This is a genomic window from uncultured Gimesia sp. (genome assembly GCF_963972345.1).
Lineage (GTDB): Bacteria > Planctomycetota > Planctomycetia > Planctomycetales > Planctomycetaceae > Gimesia.
Genome location: NZ_CAXAVM010000075.1, coordinates 1 through 24,829, shown reverse-complemented (window position 1 = coordinate 24,829; position 24,829 = coordinate 1). Strand labels below are relative to the sequence as shown.

Genomic DNA, 24,829 nt, shown 5'->3' with positions numbered 1-24,829 from the left:
ATTCAAGAGTTAATTAATGCTTCTTTTTCACTACGGGGCAGTAAACGTCCTGCATCAATTCCCAGGACGCGCTGTGCTGACTGGACTGCCTGATCATCATGCGAGACCATCAAAACGCAGCCGCCGTTCCCGGCAAACTCACTCAAAACATTTAAAACGATTTCCGAATTTTCAGCATCCAGATTACCCGTAGGCTCATCTGCCAGCAGAATTTTGGGGGAATGAAATAAAGCCCGTGCTAACGCCACGCGCTGCTTTTCACCGGTACTGAGCTCTGCCGGTGTGTGCTGCAGCCGCTGCTCCAGTCCAAACTTCTCGATCAGATCTTCAGCACGTCTGCGCGACTCAGGTAAGCGGGTTGCCAGGGCCGGAGCCAGCACGTTGTCCAGTACGCTCAGATAGGGAACGAGATGGAACTGCTGAAATACAAACCCCAGATGCGTGGAACGGAAGCGGGCCCGCTTGTCATTTGATAATACATAAGGGTCCGTATCTTCGATCAGCACCTGACCGGCATCGGGACGCAGCAAGCCTCCGACGATCAGCAGCAGCGTCGATTTACCACATCCGCTGGGTCCCTGGATCGCCACAAATTCGCCGGCATCGACCGACAGACTGATCCCGTCTACCGCCTGAACACGGTGCGAACCAGATTTAAAGGATTTGGTAATTGCTTTCAGTTCCAGTAACATATTCGGTTAATCATCCTTCCTGAAGTATCGTGGCAGGATCCTGTCGCGCTGCCATCAAAGCGGGAATCCAGCTGGCTAAACTCGCCAGCAGGGGGGCAAACACCAGGCTCAACAGGAGCCAGCGACCTGAGAACAGTACTTCCTGCGGATGAATTGCTTCAGGTAATTTGCCCCAGGCCACACCAATTCCATATCCCAGGAAATAACCGAGCAGGGCACCGATTAAACCGATCAGCACTGCTTTGATAATAAAGATTCCAAAGACCTGGGAGGAACGCAGTCCGATCGCTCGCAGGATGCCGATTTCCGTTGCGCGGCGTCGCACATTCTCGAGTGACAGAAAACCGATCCAGGCACCACAGCCCAGTACGACCAGTGGTACGAGCACGGCTGCAAAATCGGCGTGTCGCTCGATCAGTTGAATCCGGTTGGCCTTCTCCTGTTCCAGTGAAGCGACAGCCGTCGCATGTGCTTTATTGCGGGCTTCGGCTCGCGCCAGAGCTGGGGGGCCACGTTCAATGATCTGCGTGCCCGGCAGGATTTCGCCGACATCTTTGCGGATCTCAGCCACGCGGTCTTCGGTTGCACAATTGCATTCGAGCGCCAGGATTGCATTCACCAGATTCTGCATACCCAGCAGTTCCTGGGCCTGTTTCAAATTGATCCAGACCGTGCTGTCATCTGCATTTCCCCGTTCCGGATAAGTCAGCGTCACCTTGAAAGGCTTGCCCATCAGCTTGACTTCATCACCGGATTTGAGTCCCAGTTTTTTCTGAATCTGATACCCGAGCACCATCGTGCCTTCCGGTACCTGCTGCTGGAGCGGTTTTTTCAATGCCCGATGTAACTGGGGAACTTCTCCCCGGGTCCCGGTCAGAATGACTTCACAGTCTTTTTCAGGCCAGGTGACTTTTTTCGCCACCATGGGTAACAGGTGATTGACCGTCACGATTTTTGACTCGGCCAGTTTTTTCACATTCTCTTCAGGCATGGACTTCTCGACGATTCCCGTCAGATGAAATTCGCTCAGATCTTCATCCGCCGGTAAAATTAAAATATTGAAGCCCAGGCCTTTGGTGATTTTGCGCATCGCATCTTCCAGTTGTGCGCCCGCCTGTTTGACTTCTTCCGATTTTTTCTCGAGGATCAACTCTGTCTGGATTTCATCAGCCTGCAATAAGGTCAAAGCCGCTATCAGGCAGGCCACTGCGACGACAACCGATAACAGGCCCAGCAGAAAATTCAGCTTGCGATGCTGCATTTCCTGAATGATCAAGTGAAATAACGACATTGAGGTGCGTCCTTCTGAACGAGCCGCTGAGATGTTTTGGATTTTAGATTACTGTTTTCGTACTAACAGCAAATAGCTTCCGGCCAGTATGATAACGATTACAGATGCAGCCAGAGTAATCAGTGTATAATCCGGTTTGAATTTCAAAGAACGAGATCCGGAGTCTTCTGCTGGTATCGTGGCTGCCTCACTGGGTTGTGTGGAAACAGACTCTGCCACCTCAACACTCTGACCTGCTTCCTTTGCAGTTTGTTTCTCTGCAGTCGCATTGTCAGGGTTTGTTTTTTGATCCGCTAACGGTGCCATGGAAGCGGGGTCATTTTTTGCTGCTTCACTATTGGAAAAGCTGGTCAACCCCGTCAGTGGTGGCAGTTCTTTTTCATCCTGTGTCGCAGGTGTCACCAGTTTTTCCCAGGGAACTGACATTAACAGATCCGTACCCGGATTCTGATCCTTGACCTGACAGGTGCAGGGGCCAGTCAGATCGCGACAGGCCTGCTCGATCGTACCCGGATTGATTCCTTTACCTATTAATGCATACAGAACCCGTCCCCGTCCGAATACGGGTAACGCCATCGGTTCTGAATCAAAGTCTTTCAGATCATTCTCGGTTGACAACAGCATCTGTGTCAGATATTGCTCTGCAGAATCATCGCGAGAGCAGGTCACGATACTGAATTTCATCTTCAAGCTGTCCGGCGCAACGCTGACCAGTCCCTGTTCAATATCAGCCTGTTCAATCTCGGGCAGCTTCAGAGTTTTCTCCATCCGCTTGAGTTCCTGGGCCAGCAACTCACGAGCCGCCTTGTCTTTCTCTGCGTCACCACTTTCCAGAAAGACCCAGACTGCCGTCTGACCATTGACCAACTGTTTTGCGATATTCTGACGCAGAGGAGAGTCTATCAGACGCGCGATGTTTTCTTCACTCAGTTCCCCTGACCAGAATCCCACGGGAACCGGGGCCGGCAGGGGAGTCCGCATGACCAGCAGAGGCAGCGTATCAGATTCTTGAGCTTTCCAGAGTTCCAGATCTTCCCGAGCCGGCTCAGCATCCAGGTCGATCAGTTTCAGTTCCACATTGGCTGACTTCTGGCCGACCGTGCCTTCCTGATCGAAGTGGGAAACCAGCTTCTGCTGTTCCGGTGTTAAGTCTCCCCGGTGGAATACGACTGCGCTGTACTTGTCCGCAGGCCAGCGTTCCAGTGCATATCGAAATACAGGAACCGAGCAGGCCCAGATTACTGTGGTTGTAAACAGGAATCCAAAAACAGCCAGTGATATTATACACCGTCTCATGTAATCACCTTTCAGGAGGGTCTGGGCGGGCGGGTCGCTTGGGTTATTGAAATCGGCAGTCTCTTCGCAAGTCGAGATCTCATAAACCGGGTTCAATACATACTATGATGACAAAGTGTGAGGTAAATGTGAAGAAAAGATGATTTCAACACGAAACTTTTATCAGAACTGATGAAAGGGGCCGTTTTGAATACAAAACCGTCGATTCGACTGTGAATGAATGCCGATCCGGCAATTTCCGGCAGTCTGACATTACGCGTGTGCGTAAGAGCGAAGCCTGACCTGTAAAGAGAGACAGTCGTGGGAAAGTTTACTGAATCCAGACAAGTAACAGGAGCACAACCAGCGAAGAGGCAACCAGCAGCATTGAGGCACACCCTGATTTCATCTGGATGTCATACTTCTCGATCAGAGCTTCAATGGCTTCTTTTGATTCTTTCAGACCTGCCCCCGTAGATTCCCGGTAATATTTGATGGCCTGAATTTTATTGCCCTGTCGAAGTGACTCCAGAAGCTGTTGGGCCAACTCAGACTGACTGTCGGCGGCATCATCCTGATCTGATGAACTCGACTGGTTCTCATCATGCACGGTGGTATTTCTCCGGGAGAGGGTACGGGTAACAGAGAGTTCGTCGACAGGCTTCCACCTGCCAGAATTGACTGCCTGATTCAGAACCCGGCAGGGTGCCTCACTGTTCTACCACCGTATGGATTTGTGATTCAAGTATTATTTCAAAGCCGTTCCCTGAATTACATAGAATAATTCAGGGAACGGCCTATGTTAAGATGCAACGACGCAGTCTGAGATCCGGCGGCTGCGTTTCTGTGAATCGACACGTGCCTGATGGCTGTAAGCGCGTGTCAGCAGCATTTTCATCTCTGACAGTGAGACTTCCTGTAGATCGATATTCAACTCGAGCAGACGGTCAATTACTGCATTCGCCAGATCAGTTCGATCTGTCGCAGGTGATAACCCATTCCACAACTCTTCCATGACCTGTTCTGACATGATCCTGTTCTCCTGATTTATCATTGCAACACTTTGTCTTAAAAAACTCGAATTCACAGTCTCAAGCCCGACGGCTCAAGAAGCTGAAGCTCTTCACCCCTGGAAAAGCCTGACGAGTAAGAGAATCGCAAGGACTGTACCAAACCGCCCGAAAAATCGCCCGGACCCGACAAACCTGCTTAAATGCCTGCTGTGATTGAAGCTTCCACATCAGCGGTGATAGTAAATTTCACAATCCCGGTTTTCACAGGAAAAGAACTGTCGTCAATTTGCGACAATCTTACATCAACATGATAATTCTTACGAAATTGCCTTTCCGGGCAGGATTTTCCTCAAGTTTCCCGAAAAGCTTTCCCATAAGCACTTCATGCCAGTATGACAACACAAATCGGTAATAAGTTCGCCTGTTCCCGCTCCAGGATTTGAATCTGCAGAGCGTGGATTTCAACGATGCTCGACTGAAGCTTGAGGGCTGGCTGCAGGTGAGGTGCCCCGTTTCTGGTCCCACCGGCGAATCGCAGTTTCGCGCTCTTCGACTGTCTCTTCCAGCAGTGAAACCAGTAACAGACGCTGACCGGCAGTCAGTGACAGGCCTCGACGACGCATGGAGGCATCTGCCAGCTCAAACAGATCAGCAATATCGATCTGACTGTCGATGCGTCCCAGCCAGAAACGTGAAAACGAGGGGATGTGTTTTGGCAGTAACTCACCTGTCGGGAGCACCATCGACATGACGCCGACCGAGGAGCCGGTATTGAACAGGCTGTTAAGTGCGGTCTTCGTATGGTCGCCGATAAAGCATCCGATTTTCACGGAATGGGTATCAATGGGAACCCCCGCCAGAGGGACTCTGACCTGAGAGTAATCGTTTTTCAGATCACTGTTACTGGTCTGCGCACCCAGATTGACCCAGGGGCAGATATAGGAATGGCCCAGAAACCCATCGTGATATTTATTGGCAAAACCATGTATGATCGATTCTTCAATTTCTCCACCCAGTCGGCAGTAGGGACCTGCACTCGTACCCGCTTTTACATTGGCCCGAAACAGCTGTGTTCCCGGTCCGATATAAGCAGGGCCTTCAACGCGTGTGAATGCCTGAATCCGGGCATCCCGGTCAATCACAATCGGTCCCTGCCGGGTATCGAATACCACAAAGGGATCTATTTCCGCACTCTCATCGACTCTGAGCAGTGCTGCCGGCCCGGCAACCGTCAGATTGCGGACTTTGTCTCTCGAAGCTTGCGTGGACGGAGCTAACGCGAAGTCATCCACAAGCTGTTGCCGGTTCTGATTCACCAGATCCCAGGGATAATGGAGTTCTGTTCCCTCCACTGCAACGGGTTTTCTGGTCGATGCAATCTTCTGGATCGCATCATCCCAGGCTTCCGCCGTGAGCAACACCGCTTCTTCCGGTTCCAGTAACAGATAAGCAACGGTGTTCCCGATCATCCCGACCGTGTCAGATGTGACATTCGCGAGGTGAGAAATTTCCTGACGGGCAGGCAGCCAGCGCCCATTGACAAGCAGAGTTGGTGCTTCGCTGAGCCAGACAGCGTCATTGATTCGCGCCTCCGGAAATTCCTCTGCATAAACTTCCGTCAGAGCGGGGCGGATTAACCCCCCCCATTCCCTGGCAGGCACTGATTTGAGTATTCGTTCCCGCGCGGTAAACTGGCCACACAGCAGTTCGAATACCGGTCTCATTAATGCGACGGGGGTAAACTGCAGCGCAGAACGGTCTTCAAATAATGCAAGTCGATTCACTTTGCACTTCCCTGTGCGAAATCGATAAAAAGAGTATCGTTGAGATCAATGATGCCAGACAAGAGACTGTCTTTCGGAAAAGTCATAACAGATTTACATGATTGAGGAAAGTCCGTTTTTAATGTCCGCAGAAAGACACTATTCATACGCGTAAAATAATAACTTTCGCACGTTTTTTCGTTCTTTCGCACTCTGAATAGACAGCAACCCGGTAAGACAATCCGGACTCGTATTGACTACCGGGTTCTGAATATTAAGTCTAATTTTCTCCACGGAGACACATTGTCGCGCCAGAAGTGCCTGGTATCAGGCGATTGAATTTGCCACAGATTTACCGGCTAACTGGTAAATCGCTGATTGACATCCCGCCTGTTTGGTGTATTTGTCGGAGATCCCGAGTACCGTTTCAGCCGCTCCCAGCAACAGGGTGCCTGAGGAACTTAACTGGCCGCTGATGCGGTTCAGAATGTCTTTTTTCATGTCCGGTTTGAAATAAATCAGAACATTGCGACAGAAGACAATATCAAACGTCCCCAGATGCCTGAAATCTTCCAGCAGATTCAAATGCTTCCACTGAATGCCGGCTCCCAGCTCCGGCTTGATCTTCCAGCCCTGCTCGCATTGTTCAAAATATTTCATCAGCAACTGGACGGGCAGACCACGCTGGACCTCAAACTGGGAGTAAACTCCTTCGCGGGCACGATCCAGGGCTTTGGTACACAAGTCCGTCGAGATGATTTGAATATTCCAGTTATTGAGTTCCGGAAAACTCTCGCGCAGCAGCATCATGATACTGTATGGTTCCTGACCGTGAGAGCAGGCCGAACACCAGATTCGCAGTTTCTGCGTCATTTTACGCTCGGCAATGATATCTGGCAGGATATGTGCTTTCAGTTCATCGAACGGACGACGGTCACGGAAGAACGACGATTCATTGGTCGTCATGGCTTCCATGATTTCTTTTTCCAGACTTCGATCCATTTTTGACTTCAAACTCAAAACGAGATCCTGAATCCCGTTCATGCCGTGAGATTGTGCCAGAGGTATCAGCCGGGCTTCCAGCAGATACTCTTTATTCTCACCGAGAGAAAGACCTGTGGTTTCCAATAAAAAACGGGTTATGTAATTATAATCTTCTGGAGACACGAGATCACCACTTTCTATAAAGAACAGAGTCGGGCCAGTTCAGGAGCAATATTCCTGAGAGGTAGAACCTGGCTGGCCAGTCCTGCCTTGGCAATTGCGCCAGGCATTCCCCAGACAACACTACTCTGCTCGTCTTGTGCGATAATATAACCTTTACGCTCACTGATTGATTCCGCGCCCTCAATGCCATCATCGCCCATACCGGTCAGCATGACTGCCAGTACTGAGCTGCCATACCATTTGGCAGCAGATGCATATAATGGATTAACGGAAGGCCGGCAAAAATGCTCCGGTTCATCCTGATTCAGGCGGATTATCATCCGGTCGTTGTGTTTATCAATGACCATATGAAAGTCACCAGGGGCAATATAAATATGGCCTCGTTCAATCAACGCCCCGTCCCTGGCCTCAGAGGTAGGACGTTTTGTTTCCCGTTCGATATGCTCAGCCAGGGTCCTCGTAAACAGAGGTGGCATGTGCTGGGCAATCAGAATCGGTATCGAAAATTTCTCGGGCAGGGCTGTCAGCATCGCCTTGAGTGCATTTGGCCCCCCCGTACTCGCACCAACCACCATCACCATCGGTGTTTTGGCAGGTCGTTGCGCTGCGGTTGCCGGAAAACGTGAGTAATCCGACTTGTCAGTATCATGTTGAGTGACGAGTGCTTTGATCAGAGGCAACAGATCTCGGGCAACCTGCTCGATCGCTGCTGTCGCATTTGTCGCAACCGGTTTTGGAATGCACCCGGCTGCCCCCAGATCCAGCGCCTGGAGAGTAATCTCTGCTCCTGCACGTGTCAGAGAACTGGCCATGATGACCGGAAGTTCCGGGTAAAGCTGCCTCAACTGTTTCAGACATGTGATCCCGTCCATTACAGGCATCTCCACATCCAGAACCACGACATCAGCCTGATTTTTCTGCAGCCAGGTGAGCGCAGTCTGACCATGCATCGCAGAGCCAACCACTTTCACTTTCGCATCCAGATTAATCGCCTGTGTCATCAAGCCCCGTATCACAGCTGAGTCATCGACCAGCAGCACCTTGATGATCGAATGGTTCACAGAACACCTGTTTCTTCCAGTTTGTCCCGAACAATGTCTTCGGTGAAAGGTTTCATGATGTACTCATTCGCGCCGGCCTGCATGGCCTGTACGATTTGAGGCATATCATTTTCCGTTGTGCACATCACAACAATCGGCTGCTTTTCGCGGGCATCAGCCCGTAAAGCCGTCAGGAATTCCATCCCATCCATAATGGGCATGTTCCAGTCCAGAAGAACCGCATCCAGTTCCGGATTCGCACGAGCAACTTCCAGCGCCTGTTCTCCATCTTCGGCTTCCAGAACATTCAGTCCGAACGTTCCCATGATACGTCGTCCCACCAGTCTGACTGCGCGGGAATCGTCTACAAGTAATATTGTCTTCATTTTCACCGGTCTCCCAGTCTGTTAAGAATAGCTCTATGTTATTAAATTCGTGTCAGACTCAGAGCAGGAATACAGAACTCATGCTGCCTTCTGACGTTAAATCAAACTGTCTGCAGGAAGTCTAGGACACGTTTAATGATGTGAGGCAAACAATGCTTGAAATCACGAAAATTCCGGTACATTGAGAGATTCACCTCAGCTTTCCAGGTCTCCCAACAAAAACCGCCAGGCTAAACCCATGTTTTGAAACACATGTCTACCCTGGCGGTAATGACGATTTTTCACATTGCAGCACCTGAGATGTCAGGTATTGCGGATCAGCGGATTACATGGCTCGCATCCGTTTCAGGAAGGCGGCAGCAGCTTCATCCAGTTTCACAGATTCCTGAGTCAGTCCCTGTGCAGCTGCCAGCATGTCATTGGCGGCTGTTCCACTGTCGGAAGCTGCCTGAGAAACACCGGAGATGTTATTGGTCACCTCAGCGGTCCCACGAGCGGCTTCTGCCACATTACGGGAAATTTCGTTGGTGGCAGCAGTCTGTTCTTCGACGGCGCTGGCAATGGTCGTTGAAATTTCATCGATCTTGCGGATACTTTCACCGATCGAGCCGATGGCGGACACAGCTATATTCGTTGATCCCTGGATGGCACCAATCTTTTCGCTGATCTCTTCTGTTGCACGTGCAGTCTGGCGGGCCAGTTCTTTCACTTCATTCGCGACCACGGCAAATCCTTTTCCGGCTTCACCGGCACGGGCTGCTTCGATCGTCGCATTCAAAGCCAGCAGGTTTGTCTGCTGTGCGATGGAAGTAATCACTTTCACAACCTGACCGATTTCGCTACTGGCATCTCCCAGCTGTTTAATCGTGTGATTGGTACGATCTGCTTCTCCCACAGCCTGAGACGTCATGTGTGACTGCTCTTGAACGTGGCGTGAGATTTCGCTGATGGAAGCACTCAATTCTTCTGCAGCAGAAGATACGGTTTCCACATTTCGGGTGGCTTCTTCACTGGCAGCAGCAACCACCTGGGACTGGCGAGCTGTTTCATCCGACATATCGGACAGACTCTTGGAACTGGCCTGCATTTCGGTAGCCGATGAAGTCACAACGCTGACGATCCCCTGGATCTCATTCTCAAAGTCATTAGCCAGCTTGATCTGTTCTGTCACTACCGACCAGGAAACCATGGGACCAATATAATTGCCTTTTCGGTCCACGATTGCTGTTGCCAGCAGGTCCAGAGTTTCGTCACCCACTTTAATTTTGGCACGGTGCGGCAGATTCGAAGGATCTGCCAGCATGCGCCGCTGCACTTCGGGATTCTTGTGAAAGATATCGATACTCTGACCAATCAGCTGATCGACCGGTTTGGGCAGCAGGTGCTCCAGTTGCTTCAACTGTTTGTAAGATGCCGGATTCATGTAGACCATTTCGAAGTCTTTGTTCGCGAGCAGAACATTGATGGGAATATTGTCCATCATGTTCTGAACACGGACCATATCTTCTTCAGCCAGTTTTTTTGTTGTAATGTCGGATGCATATTTGACAACCTTAAACAGCTTGCCAGCTTTATTGCGGATGGGATTATAGGAAGCGGAAATCCAGATTTCTTTGCCTCCCTTTCCAATCCGTTTGTATTCAGCAACCTGGTTCAGGCCTGCATTCAGCTTTTCCCAGAATTCTTTGTATTCATTGCTGACCTGGAATTCAGGTTCGACAAACATTCTATGATGTTTCCCCTGAATTTCTTCCAGGGTATAACCAAGTGTGGCACAGAAATTATGATTGGCCGTAATGATTGTACCATCCAGATTAAATTCAATGACTGCCTGGGCATCGCTGATGGCGCCCAGCTGTCCTGAATAATCACAGAGTTCTTCTTCCAGTTTGATCTGCTGCGTTACGTCTTCCCAGGTCAGGATGGTTCCTGCTGAAGCAAGCTGATTCAGGCTGATTTTAAGCGAGCGAGTTCCCAGCTGAGTCGTGATGGACTTCTCACCAGACAACCCCGTCAGGGCGGACTTCAGTTCGGGCAGTTTTGCAAACAACTGACTGATCGAACCACCTACCAGCTGCTGAGGACTCACTCCCAGATCGGTACTCAGTTCTCCCAGGGTCTCCTGACCTTTACGATTGAGATAGGTGACTGTGCCTTCCGTGTTAAGGAACAGAATGGCCTGGGGACTGTGTTCCACAATCCCATAAAACTGGTCTGTATCCTGCGACCGTTCAGTAGCCGCGCTCTGTTTCGTATTCTGTACTGAATCAATCGACATTTCACTCTTCTCCTTCGGATGGTTGATCTGTGCTTCAGATCGTAAAGGTAGTTCTGAATTGGTTTGGTCATAGTTCTCTGAAGTCGGCTGGTCTTCCACCAGGGAATCCACCTCTTCAAAGCCGGCTCCCACTGAGCCTGTTACTGCCGTTGATTGAAGCTGTTTTGCGCGACTTGAGTTTTTGGCACCTTCAATCATCATTGTCGAAACTGCTGTGAGAGCCTGACGCCAGGCTTCTTCCAGTTCATCACTCCATTGATCACCAGCATACTCTGCCAGCACACTGAGCAGAGTTTCTGTTACCGGCGGATAGTCATCCTTCTGGATGCCCATGTCGCCATGTTCTTTTCCCAGTTGGTGTAAGACTTTGGTCAGAGCAGGGGGGTTCTCCAGGGATTTCATTACGAGAACCAGTGCCTGAATCAGTTTCCCCCGCTGTTCTGAAAAATCGGTATGCGTGAAATAGCGCAGCAGATCGGGGTAATCCTCGAACAGCTTTTCATAGAACCGTTCTGCCAGCTGGTCTGCACGCGGTGCAACCAGTTCAAACGATTCTCGTAATGCAGTTACATTGAGATCCACAAGCAGGGCCCTTATTCAGTCAGCTGAAAGTATTTGAATAGATCAGTCAAAATTTAAAATCGTTTCCACATCCAGAATGACAAATAAGCCTTCATCCAGTTGAAACACACCGATGGTCACTGACCGCCAGTGGGGATCCAGGGTGCGCGGCACCGGTTCCATGGAACGGCCTGATACATTGATGACATCGCCCACTTCATCTACCAGCAGACTGAAAGACTCTTCTCCCACCCGGGTCACGACATTCATAGAACGATCATCTTCCAGATCAGGCAGGCCGAGTCGTTTACGGAGACTGACGGCTGTCACGATCTGACCACGCAGATTCAGCAGACCTTTGATCTCAGCCCGGGCCAGTGGAGTTGGTGATATCACCTGTTCGGTTAATACTTCCTGGACCATATTGACTGGCATTCCCAGCAACTGCCCATCCACGCGAAACGAGACATACTGACTCGAATAGTCTAACTGTGACTCCATCCCACTTCCTGAATCTGTAATCGCAATACTCATGCTTTGACTCCTGTTTTGTATTTCAACCGGGCAAAAGACTCATCCAGGCAGGAAATCAACTCATGCGAATTAAATTTGACCAGAAACTCATCAAAACCGGCTTCGCGGGCTTTGGCCTGATCTGTTGCACTGTTCGCTGATGTCAAAGCTATGACGCTCAACTCCTGAGTGTCTTCCTGTTCTTTCAACCATTCGCAGAACTCAAATCCATCCATCATCGGCAAATCCAGATCTGTAATGACGGCATTGAACCTGGAATCTTTTTCCAGGAGTTCCACAGCAGCGACACAACTGTCCCTGGTTACTACCGAAAAGCCTTCGGTTTCCAGCGCAGTTGCCACCAGTTGTCTGAAGAACATTGAATCATCGACTACTAAAACTCGAAACGATTTTTTATCTTCGACTTTTTCAAACCAGTTTGGTGTCGAGCGTGTCACATAATATTGAGTATCGATGACATCAATCGCATTTTTGCCGATGATGGCAGTTCCCAGCACGCCTGGCCGATCAGACTGCATCCGGATCACAAGCTGTTCATCAATGATGTCTTTGATCTCGTTAACCATCAGCCCCATCGAACGATTATTTTCGGAAAAGACGATGACAGGTTGGGGATCGACGGGTTCTCCTCCGCCGTATCCAGCACCTTCGATCGAAAGCAGTGGCAACAGATTTTCGCGATACTGAACCACCTTACGATCACCATTCAGCTCGATACTATCCAAGGGAAATTCTTCGAGTCGGGCGACCAGTGACAGAGGCACCGCCATGGTCACATTTTCTTTCACACCAAACAGCAGCATACTGATGGTATCCCGGTCAGTACTGCTGGGTGTTTCTTCCGCGACCGATTGAGAATGAGCGGAACTTCCACCGCATTGATTGAAGATTCCTCCCACATCGAGAATCATCACCACGCGACCATCTCCCAGAATGGTCGTTCCCTGATAGAGTCCGATATTCTTTAAGAGTCGGCCCACCGGCTTGACCACAATTTCCTCGGTATCAAAGATCCGGGAAACTATCAGCCCGAACTGATCTTCACCCACCTGAACAACCACGATATTGGTATCCTGCAGATCATCTTCATCTGGAATCGTCTCTTCCAGCTTCAGAACTTCATTCAGATGCACAAGAGGCAGCAGGCGGTCTCGCAGTCGAAATACTTTTTTGTTGTGAATGGTTTCAATTTTTTTGCAGTCTTCTGCAGAAAGCCGGACCAGTTCCACCACGCCCAGTTGCGGGATTGCAAAAGGCTGTGAGCCGCTCTCCAGCACCAGCGCAGATATAATTGCCAGGGTTAGCGGTATTTTAATTCTGACGGTGGTCCCTTTTCCCATTTTGGATGCCAGATCGACGGTCCCGCCGATTTTTTCAATCTGGGTCCGGACCACGTCCATACCTACGCCACGTCCGGAGATGGAACTGACCTGTTCCGCAGTCGAAAATCCAGCCTGAAAAATCATGGAAAACACATGACTGTCCGTCACGTGGGGAGCATCGACCTCTTTGATCAGCCCCTGGGAAATCGCCTTTTTCAAAACTCGTTCACGACTGATTCCCGCACCATCATCCTGAATCTCGATGATGACGTGCCCTCCTTCGTGGTAGGCATTCAGATGAATCGTTCCTGCTTCAGGTTTGCCGGCTGCTTTACGGACGCCGGGCATCTCAATACCATGATCGGCCGAGTTTCTCACCATGTGTGTCAGGGGATCTTTGATGGCATCCAGTACGGTCCGGTCCAGTTCCGTTTCGGCGCCTGTCATTACCAGTTCAATATGTTTGTTGGTCACCTGAGATAAATCGCGTACGAGCCGGGGTAGCTTGTTCCAGGCATTCCCGATCGGCTGCATGCGTGTTTTCATCACGCCTTCCTGCAGATCTGTGGTGACGCGATTCAGATGAGTGATGGGCGCAGCGTATTTGGATTCCTCATCTCCCCGCGCCAGCTGCAACAGTTGATTGCGGGTCAGCACCAGTTCCCCCACCAGGTTCATCAGACTGTCGACCACATTGACATTCACGCGAATTGACAGATCCGCCACACTCACCTTGGAAGAGCGGGATGCCACTTCTTCAGTACCAGTGGCAGGAACCAGCGGGTCCACAACTTCCGGGTGAAATTCTTCACCGGCCGCCGGATTACCATCAGGGACAGCAGCGATTTCAGTCTGGCTTTGTTCGTTGAGTGGTCTCTGGTCTAGCTGAGGTTCAGCAGGGCTTTTTTCCGCGGGAGTAACAGAAGCAGCCTGCTGAGTGGATTCAACAGGCGCGGTTGCCAGATTTGCGAGCTCGTCCAGCATCAGTGTTAAAGTCGAATGATCGGTTTTCGGTTCCTCGCCGGTTGCTTCCAGGCCCTGCAGCAGTTCTTTGATGCGGTCGATGGCTTCCAGAACCAGTGAAATCGCTCCCGGGGAGACTTCGAGCATTCGCTCACGCATCTTTCCCAGAACATTTTCTGCAGAATGTGCGACTGCTCCCAGATTGGTGAGACCCAGAAAACCACAGGTCCCTTTGATTGTGTGGATCGTGCGAAAGATGCTGGCAATCAGCTCAGCATTCTGGGGATCTTTCTCAAGCTCTACAATTTCTGAGTCTAATTGACCTAAATTCTCCCAGCTTTCTGCCAAAAACTCCTGCAGAATATCGTCCATCAGCCCGTCCTGGTGATTAGGGAATGTAATTGAAGCGTAAATAAGACTTAGAAGTGGAGAGCTAAATCTATTACCAGAAAGATCTTATCAACATGCTTTTATGCAAGCATTGTTTATACAATCCCCCCAACAGTAAGTGGTCTCCCCTTAAGCACTATCGTCATTTCTGCTTAAGCCCCTTGACCTCCTGTGATCCTCAGGAGCAGAACTGAGGGGAATTCCCTATTTAATTTTGAAGTCGACCATCACACACGCACAGTAATCGCACCGGTCACTGATTGAATCTGGAATGGTCTGAAGTAGAAAAACTGATCGATCCCGGAATACTTAACCTTGTTGAATTATTAAGAAATCAAAGCGGAGTCTGCGTTCGGTTGTGTGGTCGTCCTGAGGCGATTACAATCCAACGCGATTGAAAGTTACCCGACAGCGGGCAGAGGAGTTTATTGGGATCGTTCTCCAGTCTCTCTGCCGTCAAATATACACATCTAATGGTTCATTAAACGAAGGAGTAAGTCCTGTGGCTGCGGTAAAGGTTGGTATCAATGGTTTTGGGCGTATTGGGCGTATCACATTTCGAGCTCTCGCCGCTCGTCCTGAAGAATTCGAAGTGGTTGCCATCAACGACCTCGGAGATCCTAAAAAACTGGCATGGTTATTGAAATATGACAGTGTGCAGGGCCGTTTTCCTGGAACAGTCGAAGTGGATGGAAACGATCTGATCGTCAATGGAAAAAAAGTCCGCGTCTGTGCGGAACGTGATCCCCGTGAACTTCCCTGGAAGGAACTGGGAGTCGAAGTCGCTCTGGAATCGACCGGGTTCTTCACAAACCGTGAAGCAGACGGAAAACCAGGTTACGACAGCCACCTGACGGCTGGCGCCCGGAAAGTTGTGATTTCTGCACCGGCAAAAGATACACCAGACATGACTGTGGTATTTGGTGTCAATGACGACCAGCTGACTTCTGAGCACCTCTGTGTTTCCAATGCCAGCTGCACAACAAACTGCCTGGCTCCCATGGCTAAAGTCCTTCATGAAAACTTTGGAATTGAACACGGTTTGATGACCACCGTGCACGCTTACACCAATGACCAGCGTGTTTCAGACCAGCTGCACTCTGACCCTCTGCGGGCACGAGCTGCTGCTCTGAATATTATTCCCACAACGACCGGTGCTGCGAAAGCAGTAGGCCTGGTCCTGCCGGAACTGAATGGCAAATTAACCGGTCTCAGTCTCCGCGTTCCTGTTCCCGTAGGCAGTATTACCGACCTGGTAGTAACTTTAAGCAAAGACGTGACGGTAGATGAAGTTAACGCCGCCATGAAAGCTGCTGCAGACGGCCCAATGAAAGGCATTCTTGAGTACAACACAGACCCCATCGTTTCCAGCGATATTATCGGCAATACTCACAGCTCCATCTTTGATGCCGGCTGGACCACCGTTATTGGCGGAAACATGCTCAAAGTCTTGAGCTGGTATGATAATGAATATGGTTATTCAAACCGGACTGCGGACATGATCGCCCGTCTGGCACAACTATAAGCTGTATCAGAGCTTGCTGAATATAAGCTTTGATTCAGTTCGGAAAATTCAGCCGAGATGTAACCCATCTCGGCTGTTTTTCGAACCGGCATCACCGATACATAAGATCACTTTCGGTAACTTTCGACTAGACTCTGATCAATCAGATTGTCAAAATGTGACGCTTACTGATAAAAGCCAATCTCAACATTTAACGACGATGAATTCAACGTACTGACTCCAGGCCGCATCCAGTTAAATCCCCCTGACTTCGATCCAGGATCACAGTAATCGAGTAATTCGGGAACTTCGAGCAGTCTGACGGGATTATAACTCAGGTACTTGTTTTTGATCTTCGAACGTATATTATTTCTGGAATCTATGACTAACTCTGAACTTAAGCACAAACTGATTTCAAATTCACCTGTGATTGCCCCTTCCATGTTGAAGTGTGACTTCGGCAATCTGCATCGGGAAATTGAGTTGCTGGAAACAGCCGACGCTCAAGTGCTCCACTGGGATGTCATGGACGGGCATTTTGTTCCCAATCTTTCCTATGGAGCACTGTTGATCGAACGAGTCCGCTCATTGACCAGCATGGTCTTTGATGCGCATTTGATGATCAGCCATCCGGAAAAATATATTGATGATTACATCAAAGCCGGCTGTGATTCCATTACCGTGCATATCGAAGCGGTTCCTGATCCCACTGAGATTTTGAATCATTTAAATCAATCAGGGGTGATCCCTGGTTTAGCCATCAGCCCCAAAACTCCCCTGAGCGCTGTCGAGCCCTACCTGGATCAGTGTGGACTGGTCCTGATTATGAGTGTAGAACCCGGGTTTGGCGGACAATCCTTTATCGAATCGAGTCTAGACAAAATCAAACAATTGAAATCAATGATCCCCGCCGACACGATTCTGTCGGTCGACGGCGGTATTGCCATGGATACGATTGCTGAAACGGCCGGCGCGGGCGCCAACTATTTTGTTGTCGGAAGTGCGATCTTCGATCAGGCCGACTATTCTACAGCTGTCAGCGAACTGGCTGCCAAAGCCAGGAACCAGGCAGCTTCCTCAACTTAAAAGAGATATAAAATAATGCCAACTGTGGTACTGATACGACCTGGTTGTACAGACTTTGATAAAGACGAACGAATACAAGGTACACTCGACCTTCCACTGAACGCGGAAGGGCAAGAGCAGGTTAAAAATCTCGCTGCGCAGATCGAAAACTCTGGTATTGAAACCATTATCACATCCTCTTCTGAACCAGCCCTGTCGACCGCCGAACAGCTGGGGGAAAACCTGGGAATCCCCGTAAAGGAAAAAGAAGGCCTGAAAAACCTGAACCAGGGACTCTGGCAGGGGCTGGAATACGAAGAAGTTCGCCGGAAATATCCGAAACTGCTCAAACAGTGGTCCGAATCACCAGAGACCGTTTGCCCGCCCGAGGGTGAACTGGCTTCAGAAGCGGTCAAACGCGTACAAAAAACACTTCAGAAGTACCTGAAAAAGAAACAGAATTTTGCCATCGTCGCTTCAGAGCCTCTGGCAACCATCATTTCCTGCCTGTTACGAAACGAAAATAAACAAAAAATTTGTTTTGAGCATCACGGGAAATTTTGTCAGAATGAAATGTTCGAAATTCTTGAATCGCCACCTAAAAAAAGTGATTCAAAACAGGTAAGTTGTGACGATCAAACAGAAAAGAAGGATTCCCCCCAGGGTCAAGGAAACCACGCAGCAAAGTGGCGGTTCGAGGAGGCCAAATAAGATGAGTTCTGCGCCGAAATCTAATGTCGATTCATGGTTAAGTCATTCATCGCGACCTAAACGCGGTGTTCCCGAAGGTTTATGGCTCCGTTGTACGTCCTGCAATGCGACTGTCTTCCGTAAACAGGTAGAACAGGGGCTGGGACTCTGTCCGGAATGTGATCACCATTTTTACATCTCCGCCGAGACCCGGATCCAGCAACTGCTCGACCCGGACAGCTTCGAAGAATGGTTTGCAGATCTCACAGCAGGTGACCCGTTAGAATTTGCAGATAAAAATAAAACCTACAAAGATCGGCTCGTGATTGAGCAGAAGAAGACAGGCATGAAAGACGCCTGTGTTGTAGGACGCGGCTACATGCGTGGTCGCCCTCTGGTGGTCGGTATTACCGACTCCGCCTTCATTATGGGCAGTATGGGTTCCGTCGTGGGAGAAAAGCTAACCCGGGCCATCGAGCAGGCAACAGAACTCAAACTACCGCTGATTATTATCAGTGGTTCCGGCGGTGGTGCCCGCATGCATGAAGGAATTTTCTCACTGATGCAGATGGGTAAGGTTTCAGCGGCACTGGGTCGTTACCATGACAGAGGAGGTCTCTTTATCTCCGTCCTGACGAACCCCACCATGGGCGGTGTCGCAGCCAGCTTTGCTTCGCTGGGCGACATTGTAGTCGCAGAACCACAGGCCCTGATCGGGTTCGCCGGACCGCGCGTCGTTGAAGCGACGATCAAAAAGCCATTGCCCGAAGGCTTCCAGACCAGTGAGTTTCTTCTCGAACATGGCTTTGTCGACCGGATCATTCCCCGACCCAGGCTTCGTTCGGAACTGGCACGCCTGATCGACTATTGTACCTGATCTCTCATTTCTGCAACCTTCAAGTCACCAACCGCATTGACCAGACAGGTCTTACTTCCACAGTATTATTGGAAGCTTTGCCAGGCAGCACTTTGCGTATTGCCTCAAAGACACTTATACTATTGGTAATGGGCCGGTTACAATTCTTCTGAGCCCGGGATATACCTGGTCCTGAATTCACTCTTTGCCTGCTGGTGAATACATGAACTTTTTAAAGCGTTTCTTTTCCAAAGAATCTCGCCTGCCGCGCGTCAACATCAAACAACGTTTTGAGCTGATCGGTCGAGTCGGGCAGGGCAGCATGTCTAAAGTCTGGCGTGCCCGGGATCTCAATTCCGGCAGGACTGTCGCACTCAAGGTGCTCCATAAGCAGAAAACGGAAGAACTGGAGGCGCGATTCGTCGGGTTAAACAAACCCAAAGAAGGCGACATTGCCGTCCAGTTTCAACATCCTCATATCGTTAAAACCTTCGAGCATGGACTGACTTCCGATGGTGAGCAGTTCCTCGTCATGGAGTTCATCGAAGGTTACAGCCTCAGCTTTCTGGTCGAAGCACAAAATGAGGACATGCGGACCAATTGCCTGAAATACATGATTCAGCTCGGCGAAGCCATTCAGTATTTCCACAAGGAAAACTGGATCCATCGCGATATCTGCCCTCGCAATATCATGGTCAATAACGAGCAGCAGCTCAAATTGATTGATTTCGGCCTCGTGGTACCCAATACACCACCATTTCTGCAGCCTGGTAACCGCACTGGTACTGCTGCCTACATGGCACCTGAGCTGATCAAGCGACAGAAGACCAGCCAGCAGATTGATATTTTTTCCTACGCGGTCACCTGCTACGAGATGCTTACGAAACGGCTTCCCTGGAAATCAGCAGAAACAATGGAAGCAGTGCTGCAACACATCAATTCACCACCAAAACCGATTCAGGAACTCCTGCCGGGAATCAATCCCCAGTTAGCAGATGCCATCATGAAAGGACTGGAACTGTACCCACAGGATCGCTGGCAGACAATCGATCAGATGCTCGTCCCGTTCAAAGAAGTCTACCAGTCACAGAAAACAGCTGTTGCACAGCAAAATCCCGCAAGTTCTGAAAGTTCATCAGCCAGACCTGCATCCGGCAAACCTGAAAAACAAAGCTCCCGGGAAAAATCTGATTCGAATTCAAAACGAGCCCGGTCCTCTCAAAAGCCAGCAGGTAAAACAAATGAGCAACGTCTTCGCCGCAGAAAACGCAAGCCGCCTGGAGAAGCTACCGCTGAACCACCTGAAAACCAGGAGCAGCCTGCATCCCGCAAAAAGGCACCCTCGCAGCCTAAACCCGGCAATCCTGATGAAAGTCACTAAATTCGCTCAACTGTAACGGAGCATCTTTCGATGAGGAAATTTTCGCTCCTGTTTTTTACGACAATTGATTAAGTTACATGCCCCTGTCTACCAGCCCGAACCAATCGAATCACCTGGCTTCCCTCAATCCGGCCCAGCGCGAAGCCGCTTCCACTCTCTCCGGTCCCCTCCTGGTACTGGCCGGGGCAGGTACGGGCAAAACCAGAGTCATCACCTACCGCATGGTGGAACTCATCCGGAATGGAATTGCACCGGATAAAATCCTCTCCGTGACGTTTACCAATAAGGCCGCAAAAGAAATGCAGGGACGTATGGCTGCCCTGCTGGGTAAGAGGCTGCCCGCCAAGCCATTCATCTCCACGTTCCACTCGCTGTGCGTCCGTATTCTCAGAGAAGAAATATCCCTGCTGGGTTACCCCGGAAAGTTTGTCATCTATGATCGAGGCGACCAGGAGTCAGCAGCCAGAACGGCGCTGCGGGAAATCCGAGTCACTGATAAAAGCCTGCGGCCCGGCGATCTGCTCAACAGAATCAGCACCTGGAAAATGGCAAACGTGTCACCGGAAGAGTCTACCAACTATACCGATAATGATTTCGATTTCCTGGCAGCCATGGCTTATCGAAAATACCAGACCAAACTGCGTTCCAGTGGAGCCGTGGACTTTGACGATTTACTGATGCTTACGAACCAGCTCTTCTCAGAACACCCGGAAGTCCTTCAGCGGGTTCAGGAAAAATTTGAGTATGTCCAGATCGACGAGTACCAGGACACCAATCTCTCCCAGTTCAGCCTGATCCGGGCGCTCGTGAAACCTCATCAGAACCTGTGTGTGGTCGGCGATGATGATCAGTCGATTTATGGGTGGCGTGGTGCCGAGGTAAAGCATATTCTTGGATTTCAGCAACAGTTCCCGGGAGCCAAAGTCGTCCGTCTCGAAAATAATTACCGCTGTACGGATAAAATCATCGAACTGGCCAACCGCCTGGTCGCCCATAACCGGGATCGGCATAAAAAACATCTGATCGCCCACAAAAAAATGGGTTCCCCGGTACGTTTTCTTGAACTGGCCGATGAACTGACCGAAGCCGAAAAGATCATCGGCGAAATCAGATATCTGCACGAAGCCCAGAACGTCCCGTTACGCGATTTTGCCATTCTGTTTCGTACCAATGAACAGCCCCGTGTCTTCGAAACGGAATTACGCCGCACCAATGTCCGTTACCAGCTGATTGGCAGTCAGTCATTTTTTGATCGCCGCGAAATCCGCGACCTGCTCGCCTACCTGAAAGCACTGGCGTTCCCGCAGGATGAACTTTCCATGCTGCGCATCATCAATACCCCCACGCGCGGGATTGGCAGCAGTACGGTTGAGAAACTGGTCAATCAATCCGTCAAAGCCGGAAACCGGTTCTGGGAGATGGTCGCATCGGCTCAACAGACCAATGATCTGAGTGCCCGCGCGAGTGGCGCCCTGAATGGATTTCACGACCTGCTGAAACGCTATCGCGGCCGACTCGAACAGTCTCCCCGCGATCTTGCTCGAATCATGCACGATCTGATCAAAGAGATCGACTACGAAGCGGAAATCAAAAAACAATACAAAACTTCCGAGCAACAGCAGGCTCGCATTGTTGTTCTCGAACAGTTCATCGAATCAATCAATGAATACTGTCGGCGCACCAGCGATCCGACCCCCACAGGTTTTCTGGAAGAAACCGCGCTGGGAGACCGCGATGATCTGAACGAAAAAGAAGACCAGCTGGCCCAGGACGCTGTCAAACTCATGACGCTTCACAGTGCCAAAGGGCTGGAGTTTCCACGCGTCTATCTCGTGGGAATGGAAGAAGGGCTGCTGCCTCACAAACGCTCTGTGGAAGGGACCGATGCGGAAATCGCAGAAGAAAGACGCATCGCGTATGTAGGCATCACCCGAGCCCAGGACTACCTTACTTTAAGTCGTGCCGCGACTCGAACCAAGTGGGGCAAGAAGCAGCCTACACTCCCGTCCCGCTTTCTCTTTGAAATGCGCAATACGGACGGCGAGGACGAGTAACTCCGGATTTAAAGCTCGCTTTCTTCACCCGCACGCTTATGCTTCATCAGCTGCTGATTGTAGTAACCAATCGTCTCTTTACGATTCAGCATTCCCAGCAGGATGCCTGAATCTTCCTGATCAACCACCGGCAAAGCTTCCACATTAATTGCGGTAAACCGCTGCATCACCGTATTCAAATCATCATCCGGCCTGACTTTTACAAAGTTGGACTCCATGATATCCCGTGCTAATGCCAGCTTCCAGATGGTCTCGTCGTACAGGTAAGCGCGGACATCATCCTCGGAAAAGATGCCGATAATACGTCCCTCATCATCAACTACGGGGAAATAATGCTGCTGTGTTCCCGCCAGAGAGTGCACAATTTCATCGAGCGTTTTCGACTGATGAATCAACTGAATCTTTCTGCCCGGATCAAAAACATCCGACACGTGGCTGCCTTCCAGCACATCGATCAGGAAATCACCCCGATGCGCTGGCGAATCGAGTCGACTGGGATACTGTTTCTGATAAAGATGCACCTTCTGACAAAGCACGAAGCAGAGTGTGGAAGACAACATGGTTGGCAACAACAGAGAATAGTTACCTGTAATTTCGGAAACCATAATGATCGTCGAAATCGGTGCATGGGCGGCTCCGGCAAAAAAACCGGCCATCCCGACCAGCCCGTAGGCTTCCGGTTGTGTGACCATCTCCGGCCATAAATCCTGGAGGATTCGACCGGTGGCCGTTCCCACGCATCCGCCAATTACCATCGAAGGACCGAATACTCCGCCGGAACCTCCCGAACCGATTGTCAGTGAAGTCGTAAACACTTTGACGACGGCAACCGTCAGCAACAGGGGAACGCTGATCCTGGCGGCGGAAGTTAAGGCATCCTGCAATATGCCATAGCCGGTCGACATCACCGATAATGCCTGCAGGTCTTTATTGAACAGATAATACATGGCGATCCCGACAACACCTGTTAAAAAGGCACCGATTGCCGGCTTGAACATGGGTTTGATCGGAATCGCTTTGAAAATCCGGTTTGTTCCGTAAAAGGTCTTCACATAGAACATGGCTGCCAGGCTCAGGATGACTGACAGAATCGTATAGGGAATCAGTTCGAAGTGGGAATCAACGGTATGATGCAGTCCATCACCAAACAAAGGCATAAACCGCAGTTCCGCAGGGAGTGACATACAATAAACGGAATAAGCAATGATCGATGACATGGCAGCGGGAACAATGACATCCGATTCAAAATCCGCATTGCTGTACATGATTTCCGCGGCAAATAAGGCACCGGCCAGGGGAGCACGGAAAATCGCACCAATTCCGGCACCGACGCCCGCCGCCAGCATGATCCGGCGATCGCGCGCGGACAGTTTCAGAACAGTTGCCACCCAAGAACCAAAGCCGGCGCCAATCTGGGCAATCGGTCCCTCGCGACCGGCGGAACCGCCTGTCCCCAGAGTCAACGCCGAGGCAATCGTCTTCACAATCGGAACGCGGGGTAATATCAGCCCCCGCTTGTTATGGAATGCATCGATGGCCGCATCGGTTCCGTGTCCTTCCGCTTCGGGAGCAATATTATAAACAATCAACCCCGAAGCCAGGCCTCCCAGGGTAATGACTGCCAGCATCCACCACGGGGAAAAGGCAACCTTGTCTTCTTCATCATCATAAATTGAGTGTTCTCCCACCGTCTGGGGGTGATCAAATCCAGCGATGGCTACAAGAGAGTGGTGCTGCACAACCTGAATTAATGCATCAAAGACAATCCCACCCAGGCCAGCCACAATTCCGATCAGACAGGAAAGCACAAACCATTTGCCACTGGTTTTCAGATCAAAAGCAGTCAGCAGCGAACCCAGTTTTTTAAAATAATCCATTTCAATATTTACAGTCTGATTGTGGGAAAATAGTTCATTTGTTGGCAGCCGGCTGGTGATTTCCGGCTACGACTAAAGCGGCGGGCTTTCTGATTTCGACCTGCTTCTCTGCAGTCGCAGATAAATTCTGTCCGCAAGACTTGGAAGCATTTCAGGAGTTTGTCATACTCTGATACTCGGTTGTAACGAATCTGCCCCCTTTTTTCGATGTATTTTGTTTGTGTGCGCGTGGAAAATTCTGAGTTTTATTTAGGCATAGAGACCTCAGGCCTCTCCGGATCGGTGGCCGTCTATCGCCCTGGTCAGCAAATCACGCAGATTGAGCTGTCGCAACAGGGACGAAAACACGCACAGACACTGGTCGCAGAAGTCAAACATATCCTCGAACGGCTGGATATTACCACCCGGCAAATCACAGGTGCAGGCGTCAGTCGCGGACCTGGCAGTTTCACCGGATTAAGAATCGGCATTACGTTCGCCAAAACTTTTGGATATGTGACTGGCTGTCCCGTAATCGGGATTGATACGTTCGAAGCAATCGCAATGAACAGCCCCTCTGACATCTCCGAAACCTGGGTCATTTCCAATGCCCAACGGGGGGACCTGTTTGTGGGGAAATATCGAAAAACCGGAGAACGATGCTGGCAGAATACTGCGGAAATCGGGCTGCGAAGCATCGAAGAATTTGTGAAATCGCTGCAGCCAGACGATACGGTTTCCGGCCCGG

General features: G+C 50.3%; 20 protein-coding genes. 7 read left to right on the top strand and 13 right to left on the bottom strand.

Features of this window, described 5'->3' with window-relative positions; all coding sequences use genetic code 11:
* Positions 1-2: 2 nt before the first annotated feature.
* The 12 genes from AACZ40_RS14240 to AACZ40_RS14185 form a co-directional block, all read right to left on the bottom strand.
* Positions 3-692 carry an ABC transporter ATP-binding protein gene (locus tag AACZ40_RS14240; RefSeq protein ID WP_291177253.1) on the bottom strand — a complete coding sequence of 230 codons (690 nt, stop codon included), beginning with the start codon at positions 690-692 and terminating at the stop codon, positions 3-5.
* Between the two features lie 10 nt (positions 693-702).
* Positions 703-1,983 (bottom strand): FtsX-like permease family protein, encoded by a 1,281-nt coding sequence (locus tag AACZ40_RS14235; protein WP_291177256.1) that lies wholly within the window; start codon positions 1,981-1,983, stop codon positions 703-705.
* 48 nt (positions 1,984-2,031) lie between these two features.
* Positions 2,032-3,279, bottom strand: coding sequence for a hypothetical protein (locus tag AACZ40_RS14230; protein ID WP_291177258.1), 1,248 nt, complete (start codon positions 3,277-3,279; stop codon positions 2,032-2,034).
* Positions 3,280-3,589: 310 nt separating this feature from the next.
* Entirely contained in the window at positions 3,590-3,868 is a 279-nt protein-coding gene (locus AACZ40_RS14225; RefSeq protein WP_291177261.1) for a ribosomal protein L7/L12, read from the bottom strand.
* A gap of 192 nt (positions 3,869-4,060) precedes the next feature.
* On the bottom strand, positions 4,061-4,288 hold the full coding sequence (locus tag AACZ40_RS14220) for a hypothetical protein (RefSeq protein ID WP_291177264.1): 228 nt from the start codon (positions 4,286-4,288) through the stop codon (positions 4,061-4,063).
* A gap of 444 nt (positions 4,289-4,732) precedes the next feature.
* A complete protein-coding gene (locus tag AACZ40_RS14215; RefSeq protein WP_339674711.1) occupies positions 4,733-6,055 on the bottom strand; it encodes a putative sugar nucleotidyl transferase in 1,323 nt (440 codons plus the stop codon).
* Between the two features lie 306 nt (positions 6,056-6,361).
* On the bottom strand, positions 6,362-7,201 hold the full coding sequence (locus AACZ40_RS14210) for a protein-glutamate O-methyltransferase CheR (protein WP_291177270.1): 840 nt from the start codon (positions 7,199-7,201) through the stop codon (positions 6,362-6,364).
* A gap of 14 nt (positions 7,202-7,215) precedes the next feature.
* Positions 7,216-8,262 carry a chemotaxis response regulator protein-glutamate methylesterase gene (locus tag AACZ40_RS14205; RefSeq protein WP_291177273.1) on the bottom strand — a complete coding sequence of 349 codons (1,047 nt, stop codon included), beginning with the start codon at positions 8,260-8,262 and terminating at the stop codon, positions 7,216-7,218.
* Entirely contained in the window at positions 8,259-8,627 is a 369-nt protein-coding gene (locus tag AACZ40_RS14200; protein WP_291177276.1) for a response regulator, read from the bottom strand. Before AACZ40_RS14200 ends, AACZ40_RS14205 begins: the two co-directional genes overlap by 4 nt.
* A 325-nt stretch (positions 8,628-8,952) precedes the next feature.
* Positions 8,953-11,487, bottom strand: a complete 2,535-nt coding sequence (locus tag AACZ40_RS14195) for a methyl-accepting chemotaxis protein (RefSeq protein WP_291177279.1) — start codon at positions 11,485-11,487, stop codon at positions 8,953-8,955.
* 42 nt (positions 11,488-11,529) lie between these two features.
* The gene (locus AACZ40_RS14190; protein WP_291177282.1) at positions 11,530-12,000 is read right to left on the bottom strand and encodes a chemotaxis protein CheW; all 471 of its coding nucleotides are present in this window, start codon (positions 11,998-12,000) and stop codon (positions 11,530-11,532) included.
* Positions 11,997-14,657, bottom strand: a complete 2,661-nt coding sequence (locus tag AACZ40_RS14185; protein ID WP_291177284.1) for a chemotaxis protein CheW — start codon at positions 14,655-14,657, stop codon at positions 11,997-11,999. Before AACZ40_RS14185 ends, AACZ40_RS14190 begins: the two co-directional genes overlap by 4 nt.
* A gap of 520 nt (positions 14,658-15,177) precedes the next feature.
* Between AACZ40_RS14185 and gap the strand changes: the two genes are divergently transcribed.
* From gap to AACZ40_RS14155, 6 genes are all read left to right on the top strand, one after another.
* Positions 15,178-16,200 carry a type I glyceraldehyde-3-phosphate dehydrogenase gene (gene gap, locus AACZ40_RS14180; protein ID WP_291177287.1) on the top strand — a complete coding sequence of 341 codons (1,023 nt, stop codon included), beginning with the start codon at positions 15,178-15,180 and terminating at the stop codon, positions 16,198-16,200.
* Between the two features lie 360 nt (positions 16,201-16,560).
* The gene (gene rpe / locus AACZ40_RS14175) at positions 16,561-17,265 is read left to right on the top strand and encodes a ribulose-phosphate 3-epimerase (protein WP_291177290.1); all 705 of its coding nucleotides are present in this window, start codon (positions 16,561-16,563) and stop codon (positions 17,263-17,265) included.
* A gap of 15 nt (positions 17,266-17,280) precedes the next feature.
* Positions 17,281-17,955, top strand: a complete 675-nt coding sequence (locus AACZ40_RS14170) for a histidine phosphatase family protein (RefSeq protein WP_291177293.1) — start codon at positions 17,281-17,283, stop codon at positions 17,953-17,955.
* 1 nt (position 17,956) lies between these two features.
* Positions 17,957-18,811: an acetyl-CoA carboxylase, carboxyltransferase subunit beta gene (accD, locus tag AACZ40_RS14165; RefSeq protein ID WP_291177296.1), complete on the top strand. Its 855-nt coding sequence runs from the start codon at positions 17,957-17,959 to the stop codon at positions 18,809-18,811.
* A 202-nt stretch (positions 18,812-19,013) separates the two neighbouring features.
* A complete protein-coding gene (locus AACZ40_RS14160) occupies positions 19,014-20,171 on the top strand; it encodes a serine/threonine-protein kinase (RefSeq protein WP_291177299.1) in 1,158 nt (385 codons plus the stop codon).
* Between the two features lie 77 nt (positions 20,172-20,248).
* On the top strand, positions 20,249-22,225 hold the full coding sequence (locus AACZ40_RS14155) for a UvrD-helicase domain-containing protein (protein ID WP_291177302.1): 1,977 nt from the start codon (positions 20,249-20,251) through the stop codon (positions 22,223-22,225).
* A gap of 8 nt (positions 22,226-22,233) precedes the next feature.
* Here the strand turns inward: AACZ40_RS14155 and AACZ40_RS14150 are convergent, their stop codons facing one another.
* Positions 22,234-24,102: a chloride channel protein gene (locus AACZ40_RS14150; RefSeq protein WP_291177305.1), complete on the bottom strand. Its 1,869-nt coding sequence runs from the start codon at positions 24,100-24,102 to the stop codon at positions 22,234-22,236.
* A gap of 282 nt (positions 24,103-24,384) precedes the next feature.
* Between AACZ40_RS14150 and tsaB the strand changes: the two genes are divergently transcribed.
* Positions 24,385-24,829: tRNA (adenosine(37)-N6)-threonylcarbamoyltransferase complex dimerization subunit type 1 TsaB (tsaB, locus tag AACZ40_RS14145; RefSeq protein WP_339674704.1), on the top strand; the 445-nt coding region annotated here is incomplete at its 3' end.